The sequence below is a fragment of the Sphingomonas hominis genome (assembly GCF_013328205.1).
GTDB classification, from domain to species: domain Bacteria; phylum Pseudomonadota; class Alphaproteobacteria; order Sphingomonadales; family Sphingomonadaceae; genus Sphingomonas; species Sphingomonas hominis.
Genome location: NZ_JABULH010000001.1, coordinates 81632 through 103702 on the forward strand (window position 1 = coordinate 81632; position 22071 = coordinate 103702).

Genomic DNA, 22071 nt, shown 5'->3' on the forward strand with positions numbered 1-22071 from the left:
CAGCGGGGAGAGGGGGTACGCGGGTTACTTGTCGTCGACTTCCGAGAATTCGGCGTCGACCACGTCGTCGCCGTCCTTCTTGGCGCCGCCCGCGTCGGCGTCGCCACCCGGGCTCGCCTCGGACTGCGCCTGCTTCTCGTAGATCGCCTGGCCGAGCTTCATCGCGACCTGAGCGAGCGCCTGCGCCTTCTCGTTCATCTGGTCGGGGTCGTTACCCTCGACCGCGGTCTTCGCCTCGGCGATCGCCGCCTCGATCTCGCCCTTCAGCGACGCGTCGACCTTGTCGCCATTGTCGGCCAACTGGCGCTCGGTCGTGTGGATCAGGCTCTCGGCGTTGTTCTTCGCCTCGGCTGCGGCACGGCGCTTCTTGTCCTCTTCCGCGAAGCTTTCCGCATCGCGCACCATCTGGTCGATGTCGGCGTCGGACAGGCCGCCCGATGCCTGGATGCGGATCTGCTGCTCCTTGCCGGTGCCCTTATCCTTGGCACTGACGTTGACGATGCCGTTGGCGTCGATGTCGAACGTGACCTCGATCTGCGGCACGCCGCGCGGCGCCGACGGGATGCCGACCAAGTCGAACTGACCCAGCAGCTTGTTGTCCGCCGCCATCTCGCGCTCGCCCTGGAACACGCGGATCGTCACCGCCTGCTGGTTGTCGTCCGCGGTCGAGTAGGTCTGCGACTTCTTGGTCGGGATCGTCGTGTTGCGGTCGATCATCCGCGTGAACACGCCGCCCAGCGTCTCGATGCCGAGCGACAGCGGCGTCACGTCGAGCAGCAGCACGTCCTTCACGTCACCCTGCAGCACGCCCGCCTGGATCGCAGCGCCCATCGCGACGACCTCGTCCGGGTTGACGCCGGTGTGCGGGTCCTTGCCGAAGAAGTTCTTCACCACTTCGCGCACGCGCGGCATGCGGGTCATGCCGCCGACCAGCACGACTTCGCTGATGTCGTCCGCCTTGACGCCCGCGTCGGCCAGCGCCTTCTTGCACGGCTCCAAAGTGCGCTTGATCAAATCCTCGACCAGACGCTCCAGATCGGCGCGCGTGATCGTCTTGACCAGGTGCTTCGGGCCGTTCTGGTCCGCGGTGATGAAGGGCAGGTTGACCTCGGTCGAGGCGGCCGAGCTCAGCTCGATCTTCGCCTTCTCCGCGGCTTCCTTCAGACGCTGGAGCGCGAGCTTGTCCTTGGTGAGGTCGATGCCCTCATCCTTCTGGAAGCCTTGCGCCAGATAATCGACGATCTTGTTATCGAAATCCTCGCCACCCAGGAATGTGTCGCCGTTGGTGGCCTTCACTTCGAACACGCCGTCGCCGATCTCGAGGATCGAGACGTCGAACGTACCGCCGCCCAGGTCATAGACCGCGATCGTCTTGCCGTCCTGCTTCTCGAGACCATAAGCGAGCGCCGCGGCGGTCGGCTCGTTGATGATGCGCAGCACTTCGAGGCCCGCGATCTGGCCGGCGTCCTTGGTCGCCTGGCGCTGCGCGTCGTTGAAGTAGGCGGGAACGGTGATGACCGCCTGGGTCACCGTCTCACCGAGATAGCTCTCGGCGGTTTCCTTCATCTTCTGCAGCGTGAAGGCGCTGATCTGCGAGGGCGAGTAATCCTTGCCGCCCGCATTGACCCACGCGTCGCCGTTCTGGCCGCGCACGATCTTGTACGGAACCAGCTCGGTGTCCTTCTTGGTGACGGGATCGTCGAACCGGCGACCGATCAGGCGCTTCACCGCGAAAATGGTGTTGTCGCCGTTGGTGACCGCCTGGCGCTTCGCCGGCTGGCCGACCAGCCGCTCGCCGTCCTTGGCGAAGGCGACGATCGACGGCGTGGTGCGCGCGCCCTCGGCGTTCTCGATCACCTTGGGCTTGCCGCCCTCCATCACCGACACGCACGAGTTGGTCGTGCCCAGATCGATACCGATAACTTTTGCCATGAGTGCTTTGCCTAGCCCCTACAACGATGAAAAAACATGCGAGTTACGCCCCGTTACGGCAGCGCAACCCTTACGTCTGGCCGCGATATAGGTGGCGCACTCCTTGCCGCAAGATTTCCTGCCGACTAGGCCGGCTGCGTTGTTCCACGCGGGGAGAAATTTCTTGAGCAAGGGCTGGTGGGCGGTTGTGGCGGTCGCGGCGGCGACGGCGGCTTGCGCGAAGGTCGAGGCACCCGCGGCGAGCGACGCCTGGATCCGGCTGGCCGCGGTGCCGGGGCGCCCGGCGGCGGGTTATTTCACGCTCCACGGCGGCCGCGCGGACACGAAGCTGGTGGGCGTGAGCGTCGCGAGCGTGCCGCGGGTCGAGTTGCACCTGTCGCGCATGACCGTGGGCGACATGATGACGATGGACGCGACGCCGGCAGTCGACCTGCCCGCAGGTGCTGCGCTGCCGTTCGCGCCGGGCGGGCGGCACGCGATGCTGTTCGACGTGCCCCCTGCGCTAACACCGGGCAAGACCGCGACGATGACCTTCCGCTTCGCCGACGGGCAGACCGCGGCAGCGGAGGCGAAGGTAGTCAGCGCGGGGGCGAGCGGGCCGGAATAATGTTCGGCGATCCCGCCGCGCGCGCGTTAAGCGAGGGCGAAATCAACCTCGCGCGCTCGGTCTACGGCGATACGATCGACTATGCGCAGGTGCGCGTGTCGAACCGCAAGTGGATTTTCTTTCAATCGCGCGACACCGTGATGGCGCCCGCGGGCACGATCCACTTCCATCCCAAAGGCGGGTTGTGGCGGGAAGATTTCGCGCACGCCCCGCTCGGCGAGCAGGGGTTGTTCGTCCACGAGATGTGCCACGTCTGGCAGCACCAGCGCGGGGTCTACCTCCCGCTCGCGCGGCATCCGTTCTGCCGCTATGATTACACCGTCCGGCCCGGCTGGCCGCTCGCGCGCTACGGGTTAGAGCAGCAGGCGGAGATCGTCCGCCACGCCTTCCTGCTGCGTCGCGGGGCGCGGGTGGCGGGCGCGCCGCCGCTGGTGCAATATGAAACGATCCTGCCGTTCGGCACCGGGGAGAAGACGCGATGATCTGGCACAACGGACTTCCCGACCTCGCTCAACTGACCGCACTAGGTGCCGATAGCATGCCGGGCTTTCTCGGCATCGAGTTCGTCGCGGTCGGCGACGACTGGATCCGCGCGCGGATGCCGGTGAACGATCGCACCAAGCAGCCGTACGGTCGGCTGCACGGCGGCGCGTCGGTGGTGCTGGCGGAGACGCTCGGCTCGATCGCGGGTGCGATGACGGTCGATCCGGCGCAGTTTGGCGCTGTGGGTTTGGAGATCAACGCCAACCACGTCCGACCCGCGGGAGACGGTTTCGTCTACGCCACCGCTCGGCCGGAGGCGCGTGGCCGCACGACGCAGGTGTGGTCGATCCGGATCGAGGACGAGGCGGGCAAGCTGGTGTGCATCTCGCGTTTCACGCTCGCGGTGATCGCGCGCGATCGCGGCGCAGTGGCGGCGTGATGTAATATGGGCGGGCAGGGGAGGCATGCCGCCCCCACCCGCATACCGGTTCAGGGCATCAACACCGTGTCGATGACGTGCACGACGCCGTTCGACTGCATCACGTCCTTGGTCGACACCATCGACGTGCCACCCTTGGCATCGGTCAGCATCAGGCGACCGCCGGTCATCTTCGCGGTCAGCGGCTCGCCCTGCACCGTGGTCAGCGTCGCGGTGCCGCGGCCCGCCTTGATCGCCGCCGCAATGTCCTTCGCGGTCATGCGGCCCGACACGACGTGGTAGGTCAGGATGTTCGACAGCTGCGACTTGTTCTCCGGCCGGGTCAGCGTGTCGAGCGTACCCGCGGGCAGCTTCGCGAAGGCGGCGTTAGTGGGCGCGAACACGGTGAACGGACCCGGACCGCTCAGCGTGTCGACCAGGTCGGCGGCCTTCACCGCGGTGACCAGCGTCGTCAGGTTGTTCGCGGCCGAGGCATTCTCGACGATCGTCTTGGTGGGCAGCATCGCCGCGCCGCCGACGCGCGGGTTGGTTTTGGCGATCGCGGGCGCTCCGACGATCAGGGTGGCGGCGGCCATCGCGCCGAGCATCTTGTTGCGTAGCATGATCCATCTCCGGCTCGACCATCGAGCCCGCACAGATACGCTCGAAACGGCCAAATTGATGCAGATCAGGATGTTTTCTTCGCGGTGATGAGGCGTGTGACAGGCTGTGCGGCCGCGTCATGCTGGGTGTGATGCGAGGTGCGACGTTTACGTGAGCGATGGCGAGGCGCTTGATGCCGGGCCGAGTCCGGACGACCGTGCCGTACGGTGTGCCATCTCCGCGCCACATAGTCGGACTGACGAGCCATACCCTCTTACTGCCCGCCACGCCGTCAGACGGACGAGCTGCGCTCACCCGCTGCCCGACGTGGCGTGTGTGCGGATTGCTGGCGCAATCCGCCTCCGCCCGTCACTTCAACAACACCAGCTCCTCCGCCATCGTCGGGTGGAGCGCGACGCAGGCGTCGAATTGCGCCTTAGTCAACCCGGCCTTCACCGCCACCGCCGCCGCCTGGATGATCTCGGGGCAGTCGGGGCCGATCATGTGGATACCGACGACGCGGTCGGTCTCGCCGTCGCACACCATCTTGTACAGCGCGCGCTCGTCACGGTTGGCGAGCACGTTCTTCATCGGGCGAAAATCGGAGGAATAGACGCGTACCGAGCCGAGCTTCTGCCGCGCCTCCGCCTCGGTCATGCCCACCGCGCCGATCGGCGGGTGGCTGAACACCGCCGAAGGCACGCAGTCGTAATCGACCCGCGTCGCCTTGCCGCCGTACAGATTGTCGGCGAACGCCTGTCCCTCGCGGATCGCAATCGGGGTCAGCTGAATGCGGTTGGTGACGTCACCCACCGCGTAGATCGACGGGCAGGTCGAGCGATTGTCGGCGTCGACCTTGATCGCGCCGAGCTCGTCGACCTCGACGCCCGCGCTCTCCAGCCCGAGCCCGCGCGTGTTGGGCAGCCGCCCGGTCGCGAACATCACCGTGTCGACCGTGACGGGCTCGTGGTTCGACATGCTGACGGTCAGGCAGCCGTCCTCGCCGCGCTCGATCCCCTGGAACGTCGCGTCGAAGCGGAACTCCAGCCCCTTCATCATGCTGATCTGGAGCAGCCGATCGCGGATCTGCAGGTCGTAGCCGCGCAATATCTCCTTGCTGCGGTTCATCAGGATGACGTGGCTGCCGAGCTGGTGGAAGATGCCCGCGAACTCGTTGGCAATATAGCCGGCGCCCGCGATCAGGATGCGGCGCGGCACCGCGTCGAGGTGGAACGCCTCGTTCGAGGTGATACCATGCTCGTGTCCCGGACACTCAGGCACCACCGGATGCGCGCCGACCGCGATCAGGATCGTGCTCGCAGTCTTCTTCGTCCCATCAGCGAGCGTCACCTCGTTCGGCCCCGACACGGTCGCGCGCTGGTGGATGATCTCACCGCCGGCATTGCCGATCGTCGTCGTGTACGCCTGGTTGATCCGGTCGACCTCGGCGAAGACGTTGGTGGTTAGGCACTTCCAGTCGAACTCGGGCGCGTCGGGCACCTTCCAGCCGAAGCGCTGCGCGTCCTTCAGATCCTCGGCGAAATGCGCGCCATAGACAAGCAGCTTCTTGGGCACGCAGCCGCGGATCACGCAGGTGCCACCCACGCGGTACTCCTCCGCCACCGCGACGCGCGCGCCGTGCGCCGCCGCCACGCGCGCCGCGCGTGTGCCGCCGGACCCTGCGCCAATGACGAACAGGTCGTAATCGTATTCGGCCATCATGCTACTCCGAGGTCGAGGTCCATCGCCGACCTGAGGCCGAGGTACTGGACGAAGGGATCGTAATCGCGGTCGCTATACAGCAGCGGGATCGCGTCGTGGATGCATCGCGTGGCGATCAGCGTATCAATCGTCTTGCGTATGGTGATGCCGAGGCCGCGCAGGTGCTGGTAATTGCGTGCGGCTTCGATGGCGATGTCGCGATTGACGAGCGTGACCTGCTCGAAGGCCGACAGCACTGCCAAGGTTTCCTGATAATGCCGCTCGCTGCGCGTCCCTTGCAGCACCTCAGTCAAGATCAGGTCGCCGACTGCAATCACGAAATTGTCATCGAGCAATCGTCGTAGAAGATTAGCCTGCGGCGTATCGCGCCCGGCCAGCAGGTCGATCCACACACTCGAGTCAGGCAGGATCATCCGTGGCTAGGCAGTGGCTTGTCGGTCCGCATCGCGTCGAGGTCACCGTCCCAGCCACTGCCGCGCAGTCCGTCGAGCGCCTTCAACTGGCGCGTGGTGCGAACGATCCGCCGCAGCGCCTTGTCCACCGCCTCGCGCTTGGTGGTCACGCCGAGCGCTTCCATCGCCTCGGCCATCAACGCGTCGTCGATCTCGATGTTGGTGCGCATGTGTATAGCTCCGTCAGAAATTACACATAGCGTTGCGGCAGCCTTGCCGCAATCAGCGCTGCCCCGCACGCCGCATCGGCATCGCATCGATCCGGCCTTGCAGCGTCTCGGCGAGCACCGGCTCGCCCGAGCGCAGCGCGACGTGACCGTCCTTGCCGATCAGCACCAGCGCGAAGCGTGTCGCAGGCAGGCGCAATCGAGCACGCAACGCCGTTGCCGCGTCGCGCGCACCCGTCACGCGGTCGCCGATCACCTCGACCACCTGCACGTCGCGATCCTCCGCGCCGCGCGGCCAGCCACGCAGCGCGTTGCGCTGTGCCGCCAACGCCGGATCGCCCCCACTCGGCGCGGCGACCACGAGCACCCGGCGCTGCCACTTCATCTCGGCAACGCTCGGCACGCCCGCGGCCGCCACGGCGAGCGCGACGATCATGCCTCGTCGTCGTCGCCGCCGAACGCGCGCTTGATCAGATCGTCGGTTGAGGGGTCGAAGTCCCCGCCACCCTTCGCCGCCGCCTTGGCCATTTCCTTGCCCAGCTCGACGCCGAACTGGTCGAACGAGTTGATGCCCAGCAGCACACCGTTCACGAACACGCGGTGCTCGTAGAAGGCGATCAGCGCGCCGAGCGTACGTGCATCCAACCGGTCGAGCAGCAACGTCGACGACGGCCGATCGCCGGGATAGGCGCGCGCGGGATCGTCGGGGTTGGCGCGCCCCTTCATCAGCGCGGCACCCTGCGCGAAGGCGTTGAGCAGCAGGTTCTTGTGATGATCCTCCGGCAAGGTATCGCCCGCCTCGATCACCGCCAGGAACTCGACGGGTACCAGATGCGTGCCCTGGTGAAGCAGCTGGAATACCGCGTGCTGCGCGTCGGTGCCGACGCCGCCCCAGGTGATCGGCGCGGTCGGGCGCCCGACCGGCTTGCCGTCGATCGTCACACCCTTGCCGTTCGACTCCATCTCTAGCTGCTGGAGGTAGCTCGGCAGCAGCCGCAGCCGCTCGTCATAGGCGAAGGGCGCGCGCGTCTCGGCGTGGCGCACCTGCGTGTAGTAAAGGTCGGCGAAGGCGCCGAGCGCGGGCGCGTTCTCGTGCAGCGCGGACAGGCGGAAATGGCGGTCCATCTCGGCCGCGCCTTCCAGCAGTTCCTCGAACTGGTCCCAGCCGAGCTTGATCGCGGCGGGAAAGCCGATCGACGACCACAGCGAATAGCGCCCGCCGACCCCCTCGCCGAACGGCACCACGCGCGTCTCGTCGACGCCCCATTCGATCGCCTTGTCGGGCGCGGCGGTGACCGCGACGACGCGGCCGTACGGATCCTCGACGCCCGCGCCCTCCATCCAGGCGATGACGCTCTCTGCGTTCATCATCGTCTCGGTGGTAGTGAAGGTCTTGGACGCGACCACCAGCAGCGTCGTCGCCGGATCGAAGCGCTCGAACACGTCGTCGAGCGCCATGCCATCGACGTTCGAGACGATCGCCACGTCGTAGCGATCGAAGTCGCGCCCGAGCGCGTCGACCAGCAGGTGCGGCCCCAGCGCCGATCCGCCGATCCCGACGTGAAGGATGTGGTTGACCGGCCCGAACGCTTCCGCCTCGATCGCGTCGATCAGCGCGCGCATCCGCGCGTGATAGGCGCCGGCGCGCGCGACCGAGTCCGGGTTGCCCTCACCGCGCTCTGCGGTGTGCTCGACCGGGCGGTCCTCGGTCACGTTGACGTGCGCGCCGGAGAACATCGCCTCGCGCTTGCCCGCCAGATCGCTCTCCTTGGCGAGCTGCTCGAAAGCGGCGATCATCTCGGGCGTCAGATGCGTCTTCGCCCAGTCGAAGTGGATGCCCGCGACGTCGAGCGTCAGCCGCTTCAACCGCGCCGGATCGGCGGCGAATAGCGCCTCCAGCCGTTCCTGCGGCAGTGCCTCGATCGTTGACCAGTCAGCCATTGTCTCTCATCCCACTTCGATCATCCGTCGTGCGCCCGAACGGGCGAGCCGCGCCAAGGGTCCGGCGCCTGGAACAGTCGTCCCGAAACCGCCGCTTGACGCGCACCGCCGCTTGCGCGACCGGGCAGTCATGGCCACCAGCACCCCCGCGGGCAAGACCGCAGCGTCCGAGACCAAGGAAACGCTACGCTTCCTGCTCAAGCTCGCGTTGTTCGTCTTCATCCTGCGCTCGTTCATCTTCGCGCCTTTCTCGATTCCCTCGGAATCGATGCTGCCACGCCTGCTGATTGGCGATTACCTGTTCGTGTCAAAGTGGAATTACGGCTATTCGCGCTGGTCGCTGCCGTTCGGTTTGCCCTTGATCCCGGGGCGCATCTTCGCGTCCGACCCGACGCGCGGCGATACGGTGGTGTTTCGCAGCATGGAGCCCGACGACCACGACGTGATCAAGCGCGTGATCGGCCTGCCTGGCGACACGATCCAGATGCGCCGCGGGCAGCTGTTTCTCAACGGCAAGGCCATCCCGAAACAGCGCATCGCCGATTTCATCGTGCCGATCACGCCCAATTTCACCGAGGACAAGTGCGGCACGCAATTCCAGGACGTCAGCGCGGACAATCAGCCGATCTGCCGCTACCCGCAGTTCCGTGAAACGCTGCCCGGCGGCCGCAGCTACCGCGTGCTCGACCAGGAATATATCGCGATCGCCGACGACACGCCGGTTTACCGCGTACCCGCGGGCAACGTGTTCCTGATGGGCGACAACCGCGACGACAGCGCCGACAGCCGCTTCGCGCCACCCGAGGGGATGGGCTACATTCCGATGGAGCGGATCGAGGGCAAGGCGATCGTCAATTTCTGGTCGACCGACGGCTCGGCCGAGTGGATCAAGCCGTGGACCTGGGTGTCGGCGGCGCGGTGGAGCCGCATCGGGGAGGGCTTTTGAGCGACCTCGCCGATTGGATCGAGGCGCGGCTCGGCTATCGCCCGCTCGAGATCGCGCCATTTGAGCGAGCGCTGACGCACTCGAGCCACGCCGGCGACAGTTACGAGCGGCAGGAATTCCTCGGCGACCGCGTGCTCGGCCTGATCATGGCGGAGTGGCTGTACGAAACGTTCCCCGACGAGCCCGAGGGTAATTTGTCGAAGCGGTTCAACGCGCTCGTCACCGGCTCGGTCTGCGCCGCGGTGGTGCGCGACCTGGGTGTCGCGCCCTACCTGCGGCTCGGCAAGCAGGCGCGCGACGACGGCGCGGCGGGCAGCGACAATGTGCTGGGCGACGTGATGGAGGCGCTGCTCGGCGCGCTCTACCGCGAGCGCGGGCTGGATGCCGCGCGCGACGTCGTCCGCCGTCTCTGGGCCGACCGCATCCACGCCGGTGCCGCCGCGCCGCAGCATCCCAAGTCCGCGCTGCAGGAATGGGCCGCCGCCAACCGCCGTGCGACCCCGGCGTACGAGGTGACCGACCGCTCGGGTCCAGGCCACGCGCCGCGCTTCACCGTGCGCGTCGCGGTCGGCAAGGACGAGACCAGCGCGGTTGGCGCGAGCAAGCAGGAGGCGGAGACCGCCGCCGCCGCCGCCCTGCTCGCGGCGTTGCAGGAGCAGGTGCCGCCGGCCAAGCGCCGTCGCCGCGGATAGGACACCTCCACGTCACCCCGGACTTGATCCGGGGTCCCGCTTCCTTGTGCCGGTAGATAAATAGCGGAATTCTGGCTCAAGGCCGGGATGACGTAAGGGCGCGCGAGCATCATGGCCCGTTCGCGCTCCCTTGCCGCTTGCGCCTCCAAAAGGTTACGACACCGCTCGGAGCCGTCACGCCGCCGAGCGCGTAGATGATCGGCCAGCCAAAGGAGCGCGCTATATGGTGACCATGACCGTCGTCTATCCCTATGACGCCGACAAGCCGTTCGACGAGGCCTATTACGCCAGCCACCACATGCCGCTGGTGAAGGAGATCTGGGGCGACGCGGTGACGGGCACCACCGTCTATCACGCGCTTGCCGGGCTGTCGGGCGAGCCGGCCTTTTCGACCATCGCGCAGGTCGAGTTCGCGTCGATGGAAGCGTTCCAGCAGGCGATGGCGAACCCGCGCTCGGCCGAGGTCAACGCCGACATCCCGAACTTCTGCGGCGTGACACCGACATTCCAGCTCAGCCGTCGGGCGTGATCCCCGCATGGTCGCCACCCGCCGATAGCGGGATCACGGTCCACGACGTCGCCGCGAATGGGCTGACGTTCGAAGTGGCGGAGGCGGGCGAGGGCGATCACCTCGCGCTCTGCCTCCACGGCTTTCCCGAGCTCAACTTCTCGTGGCGCTACCAGATGCCGCTCTTGGCAGAGATGGGCTACCGCGTCTGGGCACCCAACCAGCGCGGCTATGGCGCGTCGTCGCGACTGGAAGGTGTCGAGCAGTACAGCGCCGATCGCATCGTCGCCGACGCCGCCGCGCTGTTCGACGCGAGCGGCGCGGCCAAGCTGACGCTGGTGGCGCATGACTGGGGTGGGGCGATCGCTTGGATGTTCGCGATCAATCGGGTGCGGCCGGTGGAGCGATTGGTGGTAATGAACCTGCCGCACCCGATCTGCTTTGCCGAAGCGTTGAAGCATTGGCCGCAGCGGCGGCGCAGCTGGTACATGGCGGCGTTTCAGCTGCCGTGGCTGCCCGAACGAGCGATGACCGCCAAAGATGCCGCCGCGGTTCGGCACGCGTTTCGCGGCATGGCGGTCGACAAGGCGCGCTTTCCCGACGAGGTGCTCGACGTCTATGCGGCGGCGGCGCAAGCCCCGGGTGCTGCCACCGCGATGATCAACTGGTACCGTGCCGCCGCGCGCCACCGCGACGCGATGAAGCTGCGCAACGGCGGGCGGGTCGAGGTGCCCACGCTGATCGTCTGGGGTGAGGAGGACAGCGCACTCGGGCTGGAGACGCTGAACGGCACCGAGCGGTTCGTATCCGACCTGACGATCCGACGGTTGCCCGGCGTGTCGCATTGGGTGCAGCAGGAAGCGCCCGAGGCGGTCAACGCGATCCTCGCCGACTGGCTGCCGCGCGCCTGAGCGCATCCCTCGTCATCCCGAACCTGATCCGGGATCCCGCTTTCTTGACCCGAAAGCAGGAGGAGCGGGGCGCCGGATACGACGAGGGGGAGCGGACCCTAATGGCTCCGCTCCCCCTTATGTTCGCGCGCTACACAACCGGCGCGGGTCTTCGATCAGGTGATCAGAAGTGCGTCACGATGCCCAGCGTCGGGCGGAAGCTGTGCACCCAGCCGAACGACGACACTTCGCCGCGCAGGCGGAAGCCCGCGTTGCCGGTCAGGCCGCCCAGGCCGATGTCCTTCGGGCCGACTTCGAAGCCGACGCCGTAGGTGACGTCGTCGAAGTCGCGGTCCGTGTTCACGCGCTTGTCGAAGTTGACCCACTGGTAGCCGACCTTGCCGTAGAACAGGCCGCTCTCACCCGCGCGGAAGCCGAAGCGGCCGGCGGCGCCGTACTGCCAATCGATGTCGCCCGACACGCCCTTGGCGACGTTGCCCTCAGCGCCGATGAAGAAAGCGTTCAGCGGCACGTTGAAGCCGACCAGACCCTCGACCAGCGAACCGTTCAGCTTGTTGCGACGATCGACCTGCGGGATGCCGGCCGAGTTGCTCTCGCTGTCGAACTGCTCCCAACCGCCGCGGATCGCGAAATACGGGTCAAAGCCGAACGCCTTGGTGCCGTCGGGCGCGGTCGCCGTGTCGGTGGTGGTCGTCTGACCGTAGGTGGTGTCGGTGGTCGACGGGTAGGACGCGTCCTGCGCGAAGGCGGGGGCGGCGACGAGAGCGGACACGGCAACGGCCGTCGCAAGAACGAGCTTACGCATGATGAACCTCGGTATAGTTTTATCTGTTTATCGGGGGTCGCCGCCCGATCAGCAGCGTACCCGAGGTCCACGTAACCGGCGGATGTGAACAGGGTTGCGCAAATCGACCGCTCGCCGCCGACTAAATCGCGACTGTGGCCGGAACGACACGCTTTCTTGCGAGAGGATGAACGAGGCTGCCACAAAGCTGCCGCACCGTCGAGGCCGTGCCACAAAGCCGCCGCACCGCGCCATGTTCCGCCTTGCTCGCCAACGTGCGGTGAGAGGCAGCGATGCGGCCGCACCCGAGTCGATTCCGCACCCACACCCGCAGTCAAAGCGCAGTCGTGCCCGCCGCGGTGTCGATGGCGACCCTGTTCGCTGACCCCCATCGCGCCGCCGCTGTGGGTCAGCGCGCGCGCCTGGTCGGCGCGTGGAAGTCGGGCGGCTTGTCCGCGATCCAGCGTAGGAAGCGCTGCATCACCGGCAGCTCGCGTATCGCATCCAGCGTCCCCGCGACCGCCAGCGCGCGATTGTCGGCGGCGGCGTGGATCGCGCGGTGGCAGATCGGGTGCACCGGCTCGGTATGCGTGCCGCCCTCGCTCTTGGGGACGACATGGTGCCACTCGACCTTCACGCCCAGCGGCCGGCCGCACAAGGCGCACGCTGGCGGCGGTGCCGCGCGGGCGACCAGCGCCTCGGCCTCCGCCAACCCCGCCTTGCGCTTCACCCGTCCCGCCACCGATCCTCCCTGATGCTGCCGAGACAGACGCGCGGTGCGGTGCGCGGGTTGCATCGCCTGTTCGCGGTATCGGCGCAGGGCGGAAGGTCACGAAAGTCACACCCCTACGCATGTGCGCGCGCGCGAGGACGTTCCGGGCGGTCGCCTGCGACGCGGGTTTCACGGCGGTGCCTCACGTCGCGTCCCGATCGTCCCTCGGCTCCTCGGGAAAGAAGTCCTCCACCATCACCGGCACCATCTCGCACGCGTGATCGCCGAGCGTGCCGAGCGAGCGTTGGAACGTGCCGCGCGCGGCATCGGTCATCGCCTCGAACCCGTCCCAGCGGTCGCCCGGCTTGCCCGCGGGCAATAGATGCTGGAGCAGGAAGACGAGCAGGCGATCGCTCGGCTCGCGCGTCGTCTGGACGAGTTGGCCGTCCTTCCACACCTCGCGGACAGTACCGCGCGTCGCGCGCTCGAACGCGAGTGTCGTCAGCCGCACCGTCGCGATCTTGAGCGCCTGATCCCAGGTACGCGCAAAGCCCTCCGCATCGGGCCGCGCGCGCAGGCGATAAGCGGAGCGCGACGAGACGCCCGCCTCCTGACACGCCGCGCTGACCGAACCCGTCTCTGCCAGTACGACCAGAAAGGTCCGCTGCCGCTCAGCGGTCCAGCCATCGGCGCGCACGCGGACGGGAACGGGCGGGGGCAGCGGCAGGTCGGTGACGTTGTCGTGGGTTCGGTCGTGTTCGGGCGAACGAGCGGCGGCGGATCGGCGGGCGGCCATGTGTGTGCTCCGTGTGAGAGGAGCGCGAGGAGGTATGCGGGGAAGGGGCGTGTAGGACAGGTGCTAAAAAGGTGTGTCGTCTAAGTCCTTTAAAACGGCGTCTAATGCCTTATCAGCACCTTTAGCGTAGCGCCATGCTGCGTTGTACAATTGATTTAGAAGCTGCCAAAAGTTAGGAACACCAAATATGCTGGTTTCTTGATCTACTAAAGTCTCATCGGTGAAACCATCGACATACTCATCCGCGTTGTCGAATAGTGAAACGCTCACCACTGGACCACCTAACTCATTTTCACTTTTACTAAGTTTAACGATATATCCGCCCAAATGAGCGGTGGGCAGGCTTTCTTGCCAGCCTGTAAGTTGCCAATGCACCATACCATTGGAAGTATTCTCGTATAGCTTCCGAGCCAAGGTAGCATATTTAGTTATGTGGTCAGCCATTTGCAGGTCCTTCGGTTAAACCGTTTTGAACCGTAAGTAGTAACTCATAGTTCCTTCTTATTATTGCGGAAACCTTCACCGTCTCGGGGTAATCAGACTTCCCCGAAAGAGCAGCCTCTACTTTGTCACAAAAAGCATTCATTTGATTTATTGCCTTTTGCAAATCTATACGGCTTTGGTTTGCAAGAGGCACGTTGGCCAAGTTGATCCGGATGAACGCTCTTCTAGCATCTTCGTAGCTATCTAGCGCATCCCTCCATGCATTATTGCCGATATGACGCTTGGTGATATCTAGTGCGTAGAGGGCTTCTGAAATATCGCGAGAGGTATCCTGCTCAGAAACTCTCGCTTTAAATTCCTTCACGGCATTAATGGCTAGGTCGGCTGACGTAGTCGCCAGCCGAGCCTGTTTGAAGGTAATATATAGGCCCCACAAAGTGAGTGGTAAGCCGATAATGCCTAGTATAAGTCCATACGCTCCAACAGCAGCCGAGTTGGCAGGGTCGAAGAGCCAAGGCACTTATTGGCTCCTTATTCAGCAGCCACCGTCGCCCCAAACATATCCGCCTCAGCCACCACATCCTCGTTCGCGGGCTTGGCGTCCTTCGCCTTCTTGCGCTTGTCGAACGCGTCCCAGACGTCGTTCCACTGGCCCTTGGTCGCGGCCTTCGAATATTCGGTCGCGCGGGTTTCGAAGAAGTTGGCGTGCTCGACACCGTTCAGCAGCGGGGTCAGCCAGGGGATCGGGTGCTCGTCGATCATGTAGATCGGCTTCAGCCCCAATTGCCCCATGCGCCAGTCAGCGATGTAGCGGATGTACTTCTTGATGTCCTTGGGCTTCATCCCCTCGACCGGACCCATCTCGAACGCGAGGTCGATGAAATTGTCCTCCAGCCGGATCGTCGTCTGGCACACGTCGGCGATGTCGTCCTTGACCGCCTTGGTCAGGCACTGACGCTCGGCGCAGAAGGCGTGGAACATGCGGATGATGCCCTCGCAGTGCAGGCTCTCGTCGCGCACCGACCAGCTGACGATCTGCCCCATGCCCTTCATCTTGTTGAAGCGTGGGAAGTTCATCAGCATCGCGAAGCTGGCGAAGAGCTGGACGCCTTCGGTAAAGCCGCCGAACATCGCGAGCGTGCGGGCGATATCCTCGTCGCTGTCGACGCCGAAGTTCTGCATGTAATCATGCTTGTCCTTCATCTCGGCATATTCGAGGAACGCGCCATACTCGCTCTCGGGCATGCCGATCGTGTCGAGCAGGTGGCTGTACGCCGCGATGTGGACCGTCTCCATGTTGCTGAATGCGGTCAGCATCATCTTGATCTCGGTCGGCTTGAACACGCGGCCGTATTTCTCGTGGTAGCAATCCTGCACCTCGACGTCGGCCTGGGTGAAGAAGCGGAAGATCTGCGTCAGCAGGTTGCGCTCGTGATCGGTCAGCTTCTGCGCCCAGTCGCGGCAATCCTCGCCCAACGGCACTTCCTCGGGCAGCCAGTGAAGCTGTTGCTGGCGCTTCCAGAACTCGAACGCCCAGGGGTATTCGAACGGCTTGTACTGCTTGGAGGCGTGAAGGAGGGACATGGGGGTTACTCCGAGATGATGGTGTTGAGGTGGTGGCCGGCGACGCCGAGCGTCAGCGCGCCGAGGAAACAATCGCGCGCACCCGCGAGCGCGGCACGGGTGGGGGCCGCGCGCGGCAGGTGGCGGCGGCGAAGCTGCACGAGGCCGAGCGCGAACAGCAGCGCGCCCGCGACCAGCAGCGCGACCGTGGCGAACAGGGCGAGCGGATGCCTCATCGGCCCACGCCCTGCACGTTCGCGGTTAACGAGTCTTCTGCGCTCCACTCGCGCATCGCGGTCGCGCTCATCGCCAGCACGATGCCGCCCGCCAGCAGCATGATGCCGACCATGCGGAACACATAGACCTTGGCCGGGCCGCTCGGCCGCGTGAGCGCGAGCAGCAGCCCGGCGCCGATCAGCGCGAGCACGGCGGCGACCGCGTACATGATGATGACCGACCAGCTCATGCCGCGCGTGGCCGTGCGACCGACGACGCTTCGACCACGGGCGATGCGACCAACCGCGCGATCGTGCGTTCGGCACCCGACCCCATCAACCAAGGAGTGACACGATGGTCGACGCCAGCCAGATCCAGGAACATGCCGAAATCATCGGCGCAGACGGCACGCATGTCGGCACCGTCGACAAGGTCGAGGGTGACCGTATCAAGCTGACCAAGAACGACTCGCCGCAGACCGAGGACGGGCAGGGCGCGAAGCACCATTACATCTCGCTCGGCCTGGTGGCCGACGTCGAGGACGGCAAGGTCCGCCTGTCGGCGAACGGCGCGGAAGCGGTGCAGTTCGAAGAAACCGAGTAAGCGCGCACCGCCCAGGCGGTAACGCGAGCGAGCCCCGGTTCGTGCATCCCCGGCGGGTGCATGCGCCGGGGCTTTCCATGTCCGGCGTAGGCAAGCGAAAGGCGTGCGGCGACGCGGCGCGTGCGTGCCCGATCCCCTCGCTCGTCCGTCCATGCTGACCACCTGCGGCTCCCGATCATGCGCCGACACACGTCCGGTGGACGTCGTTCGACACCGACGCATATTACGGGAATGGCGCAGCCGCTGCCACCCCGCATGCGTCGCGCGAGGGTGCTTTTTCTGTGAGTAAATTCGATATCTAGGTGTTGGTGCGTGATTGAAGCGCAATATCTAGTGATTGCGGAACCGTCGCCGGCGTGGCCGTTCTGCGCGCGCTTCGACCGGTGTACCGGCTATGTTCCTGCCGTGCACGTCCTGCGACTCGCGTAGGTGCGGCGTAGCTGTGGCAGATTTCACCGACATCCACTCACCGTCATCCCGGACTTGATCCGGGATCCCGCTGCCTTCTCCGACCTCGTCAGAGAAGCGGGGTCCCGGACCAAGTCCAGGCCGACGAGAGGGTGAGGGGCGAACCGGTCGAGAAGTGCCCCAGACTACGACCAGCCATTGACGCCGCAACGCAACGCCCGCGCAGATGCACCCGCGCGGGCTCGGCGATCAGCGCGCCGCGTAGGCGTAGGGGACGAGCGGCTCGCCGCAGCGCTTGACGTTATACTCGCTGCCCTTCCAGCACGCTTTCTCGAACCGCGGCAGCGTCGCCGGGCTGGGCTGGCCAATGCGCACGATCGCCTGGTCACCCCACGGCGTCAGGCTGTTGCGCAGCTCGCGCATCCGATCCAGCGACAATTGCGTGAACTGCCCGCGCGGCAGGAACAAGGCGTCGCGCCCGATGTCGCCCGCCACGCGGCAGAAGTTGAACTGCGAATTGACCGTCGCGAAACCCGAATAGGTCCGCGTGCCGAACTGGTCGAGCGCCTGCTGGCTGGCGCGCGGGTTCTTGTTGTTGACGCGGACGAAGTATTTGGTGAGCGTGTCGTAGGACGACTTGAGCTCGTCCTTGTGGTCGGTCAGCAGCGCATTGTAGTTGTCGACCGTCAGCAGCGTCGGCTCGAACTGGCATTGCAGCGCCGCGACGTTCAACGCGGCGCGCATGTTCCACGCCACGCTGGCGCGCTGTTCCGCCGTTGTCGCGCCGGGCAGCAACTGGCCGATATCGGCCTCGGTCCCGGTCACCGCGGCTCCGCTCAGATCCTTGTGCTTCAGGTAGAATTGCGCCGACGCCGACACGCTAGACAACGCCAAAACGGTTGCGGCGCCCAGGCCGACGAACCGAACCAACGACATGAATGTAACTCCTCGCCCGCAGCGGCCCCGACCGTGCCCCGTGATCGGCGCTTTTACCAACGTTGGTTAACGCGCCCAAGCGTTTTCTGCCACGATTCCGCTGCGTTCCATCGCAAAAGCGAGAAGCGATCGGAACGTGCACGCAACGATGTGGCAAGTGTCAGCCGGGCCCGATCATCGCTGCGCGCGGGCTCATCTGCTGCTCCAATCTGAGGATGCGGACGTGCCGCCTCGCTGGCATTCATCTCGGCACTGCAACGCCGAAAGAAGCGGAGTGCCGCGAGCGAACACCGGGATCTAGCAGAGCGGTGTCAGAGTGCTTCATCTTATCGTCATCCCGGACCCTGCTACCTCCTCCTGCTGTTCCCAAGAAGCGGGATCCTGGATCGAGTTCGGGGCGACCGGGCAACGCGTGCCAAACTGGTCGAACATCGCTCTAGCTCCGCAACAGCAACCGGGCGAGGAGGCGCGGCGCACACGAAAAAGGCCGCCCGGTCGCCCGGACGGCCTTTCACACGATAATCGCCGTGACCGGCAGATTACATCGCGTTGGTGGTCGTGGTGGTCGACATGGTGTTCGACATCATCATGTCGTTGCCGCCCATGCCGGCGCCCATCGTGTCGTTGGCCATCATGCCGCCGTTCATGCTGCCGTCGACGGCGGTCATGTTGTCGGACATCGTGTCCATGCCCTCGGTGGCGTTCATGTCGGTGATCATGGTGTTGTCGGTGGTGGTCTCGGTCTTCGAACCGCATGCCGAAACGGCGAGCGCAGCTGCTGCGATGGTCGAGCCGGTCAGAACCTTGGTGATGATGGCACGCATGAATTTGCTCCCTAGACTGTAGATTTGGAGACCGTTGGGGTCATGGAAATACCCAAATCAGGCTTGATGGTAATCGGTACGCGACCACCCCTCAAGCCTCGATTTCACGGGGACAAGAAAGGCTTTGGAGAAAAGGTCGTCGCGTGAACGCCAGCGCCGCGTCGAAAGTTGCATGATCCACCGGCTTTTGAAGCGCTTGCGCGCTCGTGACCGGATAATCGGCGATGCCGCACGGCACGATCCCGCCGAAATGCGACAGGTCGGGCGCCAGATTGACCGCGAACCCGTGCAGCGTCACCCAGCGGCGCACGCGAATCCCGATCGCGCCGATCTTGGCCTCCTGCCCGTTCAGGTCGTGGGCCCAGATGCCGATACGGCCAGGCGCGCGAAAGCTCTCGATCCCGACGTGGCGGAGCGCCGCGATCACCCAGCCTTCCACGGCGTGAACGAAGCAGCGTACGTCGCGCCCACGCTTGTTCAGATCGAGCACGAGATAACCGACGCGCTGCCCGGGGCCATGATAGGTATAACGCCCGCCACGCCCCGCCGGCATGACGGGAAAGCGCGGATCGACCAGCTCGGCCGGGTCGGCGCTGGTGCCCGCGGTATAGACCGGTGGATGTTCGAGCAGCCAGATCAGCTCGCGCGCCGTGCCCACAGCGACCGCCGCCGCGCGCGCCTCCATCTCGGCCAGCGCGGTGTCGTACGGCGTCAGCCCCGGCGTCACGCGCCATTCAATATCGTCGATCCCGTCCACGCGGCCCAGATGCGACGCGCGGCGCGGAAGCGCAACCGGTGCGGCAGGTGGTGCGCGCGGGCGTGCACGACCTTGGCCTACCGTCGGCATCAGGGCGCTTGCTACGCGCGACGCGGGGGACGGGTGTCACGTCCGGCGCACCTGCTTGGCTCTGCAACGAGCCGCACGCGCACACGGGCTGCCAGTGAGAGGCAGGCCTGAAATCGTTTGTGCGACGGGCGTTGCACGTGCCCGTGAAAGAATCACGTAACCTCAAGTTCTCGCGGTGGATGTGCCGACCTCTCGAACGTCCCTCAGTAAACCCCACACCCCAGCAGCTCGGCCCGCCGCCACGACAGGCAAGGCTCGCACGCGACCGCAGATCATTGGCAAGCCGGCGACGGATCGGCTAGGCCGGAGGCAAGCGACCGTGTCCGCAGCCGTGCGGGCGGTGGCTGGTGTCGGAACGAACGGGGGTGACGATAGTGCGCATGGGGCTCGTTTGGGACCGCACGATGGACGTGCTGCGCGGACGCGGCGGCATCCTGGCGCAACTGGCGGCGTTGTTCCTGTTCGTCCCCGGCGTGGTGAGCGCCATCGTCAGTAGCCTCGCGACCCCGGCCACGCCGCTCGCCGCCGTCGCCTCGCTGGTGTCGATCGTGGCAAGCGTGCTGTTGATCGCGGGCGTGCTGGCGATCACTGCGGTGGCGAGCGACCCCGCGGTGGACACCGCGCGCGCGATCCGCATTGCGGGTGCGCGGTTGTTGCCCGCACTGGGCGCGATCGCGCTGATCGGCGTGGCCTTGTTCGCCGTTCTGATCCCGATCATGCTGCTGATCGTGCAAGCGGGCGCGACCGTTGATCCCACCAACGGCACCTTCAGCTTCGCGCGGGCGAGCGGCGACGCGCTCAACCTGGCCGGCATCGCTGCGCTGCTCGCAATGATCGCAGGTCTGTGGCTGACCGCCAAGCTCGTGCCGCTGTTAGCGGTGATCGTCAACGAGCGGCGCGGGATCGGCGCCTTTGCACGCAGCTTCCGCCTGACGCGCGGGTCGGCGCTGCGGCTGGTCGGCGTCGTCATCCTCTATGCTATCGTCGTGGTCGTAAGCGTTATAGCGGTGACCACGGTAGTTGGCGCCGTGGCGTGGCTGCTGCTCGGCCCTGGCGCGCTCAACAGCGTCAAATTCGTGACCAGCGTCGCGTCGTCTGCGGTCACCGCGCCGCTGACGGTCGTGCAGTCGGTGTTCTACACCCGCTTCTACGTCGCTGCGTGCGAGCGCGAGGCGCCGGCAGCTGGCATAGGGGCAGCAGGTGCCGCGACGGACGCGCATCCCCTGACATGATCCGCATTCCATGACGCTCACCTTTTCGCGCCTGCTCGCCGACGCCTGGACCCTGTTCCGGCGCGAGGCCGATTTGATCGGGCGGCTCGCGCTGCCCTTGGTCGTGTTCCCCGCCTTTGCGGTGCAATTGTTGTGCGATCCCTTGCCGCCGCTGCCGCCCGCGCCGCGCGACCAGCCGATGCTGGAAGCGTGGATCGCGCAGGTCGGAATGTGGGGACAGGCGAACGCGATCTGGTACCTGCTCGCCGACGCGATCGGCGTGTTCGGGCTGGCCGCGATCGCGATCCTGCTGCTCGACCCCGATCGCCCGGTGGTGGCGGACGCGCTTCGCACCGCCGCGCGGCGGTTCGTGCCCTTCGCGGTCGCCAGTCTGTTGGTCGCGATCCCCGTCGGGCTCGGCATGTGGTTCTTCGTGCTGCCGGGCTTGTGGGTGCAAGGGCGGCTGGCGGCGGCGTTCCCGCTGCTCGCGCGCGCGACGCGGCCGAATGCCGCGCAGGCGGTGCGCGTCAGCTGGCGCGCGACGCGCGGCGCAGGCTTCGCGCTAGCGGGCGCGGTGGTGTCGGTGTTCCTGCTGCAATGGCTCGCGATCGTGCCGCTGCTGTCGGCCGACGAGTGGCTGCGCCAACCCGGCAATGACAATCCGCTGGTGCTGAGCTTGGTGAACGCGGCGGTGGCGCTGCTCGGCGGCGCGTATCACGTCGCGGTGCTGATGATCGGCGTCGCCGCCTATCTGCGGCTGGCGAGGCGCGGTACCTGAAGCGCGGCATCCTCAGGTAGCAGTCCGAGCGCGCGCGGATCGGTGAAGGTCTCGATCGTGCGCCTGACCGCGACGAACCCTTGCGCGCGGTAGAAGTTGAGCGCCGACGGATGGTCGAGCGTGCAGGTGTTGAGCGCGACACGGGCCACGCCCGGCACCCAGGCGCGCGCCAGCGTTTCCGCCATGAGCCAGCGGCCCAGCCCCTTGTTGGTCAACTCGGGCACCAGCGCGAAATAGCCGATCTCGCACTGACCATCGTGGCGGAAGTCGAGCTCGACCATGCCGACCTCGATCCCCGCCGGGTCCACCGCGGCGAACACCTGTACGCGCGGATCATGGATAATTGCGAGGAGCGCCGCATCGTCCATCACCAGCCGCGAAAACCACAGCCAGCGCGCGCCGACGCGGCGGAACAGTTCGCGATACTTGTCCGGCGCGGGCTCGGCCCAGCGCACGAGCCGGAGCGGCGAGGAGGGCGTGGGGCGCAGCGGCGGGCGCCGCACCATCTCCAGCGTGGTGACGATCGTCGCCAGCTCACCGTCCGCGACCGGGATCAGCGCCACTTCG

At 66.1% G+C, this 22071-nt stretch carries 29 protein-coding genes; 10 read left to right on the forward strand and 19 right to left on the reverse strand.

Going from position 1 to position 22071, the window contains the following annotated elements:
• Nucleotides 1-24 precede the first annotated feature (24 nt).
• The gene (dnaK, locus tag HRV97_RS00425) at nucleotides 25-1932 is read right to left on the reverse strand and encodes a molecular chaperone DnaK (protein ID WP_174191740.1); all 1908 of its coding nucleotides are present in this window, start codon (nucleotides 1930-1932) and stop codon (nucleotides 25-27) included.
• 163 nt (nucleotides 1933-2095) lie between these two features.
• Here dnaK and HRV97_RS00430 point away from each other — a divergent pair, with 163 nt between their 5' ends.
• The 3 genes from HRV97_RS00430 to HRV97_RS00440 are packed head-to-tail and all read left to right on the forward strand — an operon-like array spanning nucleotide 2096 to nucleotide 3461.
• Entirely contained in the window at nucleotides 2096-2539 is a 444-nt protein-coding gene (locus HRV97_RS00430; protein ID WP_174191741.1) for a copper chaperone PCu(A)C, read from the forward strand.
• Nucleotides 2539-3021, forward strand: coding sequence for a vgr related protein (locus HRV97_RS00435; protein WP_174191742.1), 483 nt, complete (start codon nucleotides 2539-2541; stop codon nucleotides 3019-3021). The genes HRV97_RS00430 and HRV97_RS00435 overlap by 1 nt, the downstream gene beginning before the upstream one ends.
• The gene (locus HRV97_RS00440; RefSeq protein WP_174191743.1) at nucleotides 3018-3461 is read left to right on the forward strand and encodes a hotdog fold thioesterase; all 444 of its coding nucleotides are present in this window, start codon (nucleotides 3018-3020) and stop codon (nucleotides 3459-3461) included. The genes HRV97_RS00435 and HRV97_RS00440 overlap by 4 nt, the downstream gene beginning before the upstream one ends.
• 50 nt (nucleotides 3462-3511) lie before the next feature.
• Here HRV97_RS00440 and HRV97_RS00445 read toward each other — a convergent pair whose 3' ends face one another.
• The 6 genes from HRV97_RS00445 to pgi all read right to left on the reverse strand — a co-directional run bounded on the left by HRV97_RS00445 (nucleotide 3512) and on the right by pgi (nucleotide 8325).
• Nucleotides 3512-4063: a fasciclin domain-containing protein gene (locus HRV97_RS00445; protein ID WP_174191744.1), complete on the reverse strand. Its 552-nt coding sequence runs from the start codon at nucleotides 4061-4063 to the stop codon at nucleotides 3512-3514.
• Between the two features lie 349 nt (nucleotides 4064-4412).
• Entirely contained in the window at nucleotides 4413-5762 is a 1350-nt protein-coding gene (gene gorA / locus HRV97_RS00450) for a glutathione-disulfide reductase (RefSeq protein ID WP_174192553.1), read from the reverse strand.
• Nucleotides 5762-6178: a type II toxin-antitoxin system VapC family toxin gene (gene vapC, locus HRV97_RS00455; protein ID WP_174191745.1), complete on the reverse strand. Its 417-nt coding sequence runs from the start codon at nucleotides 6176-6178 to the stop codon at nucleotides 5762-5764. The genes gorA and vapC overlap by 1 nt, the downstream gene beginning before the upstream one ends.
• The gene (locus HRV97_RS00460; protein WP_174191746.1) at nucleotides 6175-6387 is read right to left on the reverse strand and encodes a type II toxin-antitoxin system VapB family antitoxin; all 213 of its coding nucleotides are present in this window, start codon (nucleotides 6385-6387) and stop codon (nucleotides 6175-6177) included. The genes vapC and HRV97_RS00460 overlap by 4 nt, the downstream gene beginning before the upstream one ends.
• A gap of 52 nt (nucleotides 6388-6439) precedes the next feature.
• Nucleotides 6440-6820, reverse strand: coding sequence for a DUF4174 domain-containing protein (locus tag HRV97_RS00465; RefSeq protein ID WP_174191747.1), 381 nt, complete (start codon nucleotides 6818-6820; stop codon nucleotides 6440-6442).
• Nucleotides 6817-8325 (reverse strand): glucose-6-phosphate isomerase, encoded by a 1509-nt coding sequence (gene pgi, locus HRV97_RS00470; protein WP_174191748.1) that lies wholly within the window; start codon nucleotides 8323-8325, stop codon nucleotides 6817-6819. Before pgi ends, HRV97_RS00465 begins: the two co-directional genes overlap by 4 nt.
• A 130-nt stretch (nucleotides 8326-8455) precedes the next feature.
• On the opposite strand from pgi, the gene lepB reads away from it, so the two are divergent.
• From lepB to HRV97_RS00490, 4 genes are all read left to right on the forward strand, one after another.
• Nucleotides 8456-9271, forward strand: coding sequence for a signal peptidase I (lepB, locus tag HRV97_RS00475; protein ID WP_174191749.1), 816 nt, complete (start codon nucleotides 8456-8458; stop codon nucleotides 9269-9271).
• On the forward strand, nucleotides 9268-9963 hold the full coding sequence (rnc, locus tag HRV97_RS00480; protein ID WP_174191750.1) for a ribonuclease III: 696 nt from the start codon (nucleotides 9268-9270) through the stop codon (nucleotides 9961-9963). The genes lepB and rnc overlap by 4 nt, the downstream gene beginning before the upstream one ends.
• 223 nt (nucleotides 9964-10186) lie before the next feature.
• Nucleotides 10187-10492, forward strand: coding sequence for an EthD family reductase (locus HRV97_RS00485; protein WP_174191751.1), 306 nt, complete (start codon nucleotides 10187-10189; stop codon nucleotides 10490-10492).
• Complete coding sequence (locus tag HRV97_RS00490) at nucleotides 10489-11382, forward strand: alpha/beta fold hydrolase (protein ID WP_174191752.1); 894 nt, start codon at nucleotides 10489-10491, stop codon at nucleotides 11380-11382. The genes HRV97_RS00485 and HRV97_RS00490 overlap by 4 nt, the downstream gene beginning before the upstream one ends.
• Nucleotides 11383-11545: 163 nt before the next feature.
• On the opposite strand, the gene HRV97_RS00495 is transcribed toward HRV97_RS00490, so the two are convergent.
• From HRV97_RS00495 to HRV97_RS00530, 8 genes are all read right to left on the reverse strand, one after another.
• Entirely contained in the window at nucleotides 11546-12187 is a 642-nt protein-coding gene (locus HRV97_RS00495) for an opacity protein (RefSeq protein WP_174191753.1), read from the reverse strand.
• A 388-nt stretch (nucleotides 12188-12575) separates the two neighbouring features.
• On the reverse strand, nucleotides 12576-12896 hold the full coding sequence (locus tag HRV97_RS00500; RefSeq protein ID WP_425505723.1) for an HNH endonuclease: 321 nt from the start codon (nucleotides 12894-12896) through the stop codon (nucleotides 12576-12578).
• Between the two features lie 184 nt (nucleotides 12897-13080).
• Nucleotides 13081-13674 (reverse strand): hypothetical protein, encoded by a 594-nt coding sequence (locus HRV97_RS00505; protein WP_174191754.1) that lies wholly within the window; start codon nucleotides 13672-13674, stop codon nucleotides 13081-13083.
• Between the two features lie 63 nt (nucleotides 13675-13737).
• On the reverse strand, nucleotides 13738-14118 hold the full coding sequence (locus HRV97_RS00510) for a hypothetical protein (RefSeq protein WP_174191755.1): 381 nt from the start codon (nucleotides 14116-14118) through the stop codon (nucleotides 13738-13740).
• Complete coding sequence (locus HRV97_RS00515) at nucleotides 14111-14638, reverse strand: BAR domain-containing protein (protein ID WP_174191756.1); 528 nt, start codon at nucleotides 14636-14638, stop codon at nucleotides 14111-14113. The genes HRV97_RS00510 and HRV97_RS00515 overlap by 8 nt, the downstream gene beginning before the upstream one ends.
• A gap of 11 nt (nucleotides 14639-14649) precedes the next feature.
• Nucleotides 14650-15702 (reverse strand): ribonucleotide-diphosphate reductase subunit beta, encoded by a 1053-nt coding sequence (locus HRV97_RS00520; protein WP_174191757.1) that lies wholly within the window; start codon nucleotides 15700-15702, stop codon nucleotides 14650-14652.
• A 5-nt stretch (nucleotides 15703-15707) separates the two neighbouring features.
• Nucleotides 15708-15917, reverse strand: coding sequence for a hypothetical protein (locus HRV97_RS00525; protein ID WP_174191758.1), 210 nt, complete (start codon nucleotides 15915-15917; stop codon nucleotides 15708-15710).
• Nucleotides 15914-16147 (reverse strand): hypothetical protein, encoded by a 234-nt coding sequence (locus HRV97_RS00530; RefSeq protein ID WP_174191759.1) that lies wholly within the window; start codon nucleotides 16145-16147, stop codon nucleotides 15914-15916. Before HRV97_RS00530 ends, HRV97_RS00525 begins: the two co-directional genes overlap by 4 nt.
• Nucleotides 16148-16251: 104 nt before the next feature.
• Between HRV97_RS00530 and HRV97_RS00535 the strand changes: the two genes are divergently transcribed.
• Entirely contained in the window at nucleotides 16252-16500 is a 249-nt protein-coding gene (locus HRV97_RS00535) for a DUF2171 domain-containing protein (protein ID WP_174191760.1), read from the forward strand.
• A gap of 657 nt (nucleotides 16501-17157) precedes the next feature.
• On the opposite strand, the gene HRV97_RS00540 is transcribed toward HRV97_RS00535, so the two are convergent.
• The 3 genes from HRV97_RS00540 to lipB all read right to left on the reverse strand — a co-directional run bounded on the left by HRV97_RS00540 (nucleotide 17158) and on the right by lipB (nucleotide 19515).
• On the reverse strand, nucleotides 17158-17844 hold the full coding sequence (locus tag HRV97_RS00540) for a hypothetical protein (RefSeq protein ID WP_174191761.1): 687 nt from the start codon (nucleotides 17842-17844) through the stop codon (nucleotides 17158-17160).
• Nucleotides 17845-18383: 539 nt separating this feature from the next.
• Nucleotides 18384-18668 carry a hypothetical protein gene (locus HRV97_RS00545; protein ID WP_174191762.1) on the reverse strand — a complete coding sequence of 95 codons (285 nt, stop codon included), beginning with the start codon at nucleotides 18666-18668 and terminating at the stop codon, nucleotides 18384-18386.
• Nucleotides 18669-18759: 91 nt separating this feature from the next.
• The gene (gene lipB, locus HRV97_RS00550; RefSeq protein WP_246248471.1) at nucleotides 18760-19515 is read right to left on the reverse strand and encodes a lipoyl(octanoyl) transferase LipB; all 756 of its coding nucleotides are present in this window, start codon (nucleotides 19513-19515) and stop codon (nucleotides 18760-18762) included.
• A gap of 380 nt (nucleotides 19516-19895) precedes the next feature.
• On the opposite strand from lipB, the gene HRV97_RS00555 reads away from it, so the two are divergent.
• Nucleotides 19896-20747: a hypothetical protein gene (locus HRV97_RS00555; protein ID WP_174191763.1), complete on the forward strand. Its 852-nt coding sequence runs from the start codon at nucleotides 19896-19898 to the stop codon at nucleotides 20745-20747.
• A 10-nt stretch (nucleotides 20748-20757) separates the two neighbouring features.
• Entirely contained in the window at nucleotides 20758-21504 is a 747-nt protein-coding gene (locus tag HRV97_RS00560) for a hypothetical protein (RefSeq protein WP_174191764.1), read from the forward strand.
• Here the strand turns inward: HRV97_RS00560 and HRV97_RS00565 are convergent.
• Complete coding sequence (locus HRV97_RS00565; RefSeq protein ID WP_174191765.1) at nucleotides 21474-22067, reverse strand: GNAT family N-acetyltransferase; 594 nt, start codon at nucleotides 22065-22067, stop codon at nucleotides 21474-21476. The genes HRV97_RS00560 and HRV97_RS00565 overlap by 31 nt on opposite strands.
• Between the last annotated feature and the right edge of the window lie 4 nt (nucleotides 22068-22071).

Coding starts and splice junctions, on each gene's coding strand:
- dnaK (WP_174191740.1), bottom strand. CDS start 1,932: ATGGCAAAAGTTATCGGTATCGATCTGGGCACGACCAACTCGTGCGTG.
- HRV97_RS00435 (WP_174191742.1), top strand. CDS start 2,539: ATGTTCGGCGATCCCGCCGCGCGCGCGTTAAGCGAGGGCGAAATCAAC.
- HRV97_RS00440 (WP_174191743.1), top strand. CDS start 3,018: ATGATCTGGCACAACGGACTTCCCGACCTCGCTCAACTGACCGCACTA.
- HRV97_RS00445 (WP_174191744.1), bottom strand. CDS start 4,063: ATGCTACGCAACAAGATGCTCGGCGCGATGGCCGCCGCCACCCTGATC.
- gorA (WP_174192553.1), bottom strand. CDS start 5,762: ATGGCCGAATACGATTACGACCTGTTCGTCATTGGCGCAGGGTCCGGC.
- vapC (WP_174191745.1), bottom strand. CDS start 6,178: ATGATCCTGCCTGACTCGAGTGTGTGGATCGACCTGCTGGCCGGGCGC.
- HRV97_RS00460 (WP_174191746.1), bottom strand. CDS start 6,387: ATGCGCACCAACATCGAGATCGACGACGCGTTGATGGCCGAGGCGATG.
- HRV97_RS00465 (WP_174191747.1), bottom strand. CDS start 6,820: ATGATCGTCGCGCTCGCCGTGGCGGCCGCGGGCGTGCCGAGCGTTGCC.
- pgi (WP_174191748.1), bottom strand. CDS start 8,325: ATGGCTGACTGGTCAACGATCGAGGCACTGCCGCAGGAACGGCTGGAG.
- lepB (WP_174191749.1), top strand. CDS start 8,456: ATGGCCACCAGCACCCCCGCGGGCAAGACCGCAGCGTCCGAGACCAAG.
- HRV97_RS00485 (WP_174191751.1), top strand. CDS start 10,187: ATGGTGACCATGACCGTCGTCTATCCCTATGACGCCGACAAGCCGTTC.
- HRV97_RS00495 (WP_174191753.1), bottom strand. CDS start 12,187: ATGCGTAAGCTCGTTCTTGCGACGGCCGTTGCCGTGTCCGCTCTCGTC.
- HRV97_RS00505 (WP_174191754.1), bottom strand. CDS start 13,674: ATGGCCGCCCGCCGATCCGCCGCCGCTCGTTCGCCCGAACACGACCGA.
- HRV97_RS00510 (WP_174191755.1), bottom strand. CDS start 14,118: ATGGCTGACCACATAACTAAATATGCTACCTTGGCTCGGAAGCTATAC.
- HRV97_RS00520 (WP_174191757.1), bottom strand. CDS start 15,702: ATGTCCCTCCTTCACGCCTCCAAGCAGTACAAGCCGTTCGAATACCCC.
- HRV97_RS00525 (WP_174191758.1), bottom strand. CDS start 15,917: ATGAGGCATCCGCTCGCCCTGTTCGCCACGGTCGCGCTGCTGGTCGCG.
- HRV97_RS00530 (WP_174191759.1), bottom strand. CDS start 16,147: ATGAGCTGGTCGGTCATCATCATGTACGCGGTCGCCGCCGTGCTCGCG.
- HRV97_RS00535 (WP_174191760.1), top strand. CDS start 16,252: ATGGTCGACGCCAGCCAGATCCAGGAACATGCCGAAATCATCGGCGCA.
- HRV97_RS00540 (WP_174191761.1), bottom strand. CDS start 17,844: ATGTCGTTGGTTCGGTTCGTCGGCCTGGGCGCCGCAACCGTTTTGGCG.
- HRV97_RS00545 (WP_174191762.1), bottom strand. CDS start 18,668: ATGCGTGCCATCATCACCAAGGTTCTGACCGGCTCGACCATCGCAGCA.
- lipB (WP_246248471.1), bottom strand. CDS start 19,515: ATGCCGACGGTAGGCCAAGGTCGTGCACGCCCGCGCGCACCACCTGCC.
- HRV97_RS00555 (WP_174191763.1), top strand. CDS start 19,896: ATGGGGCTCGTTTGGGACCGCACGATGGACGTGCTGCGCGGACGCGGC.
- HRV97_RS00560 (WP_174191764.1), top strand. CDS start 20,758: ATGACGCTCACCTTTTCGCGCCTGCTCGCCGACGCCTGGACCCTGTTC.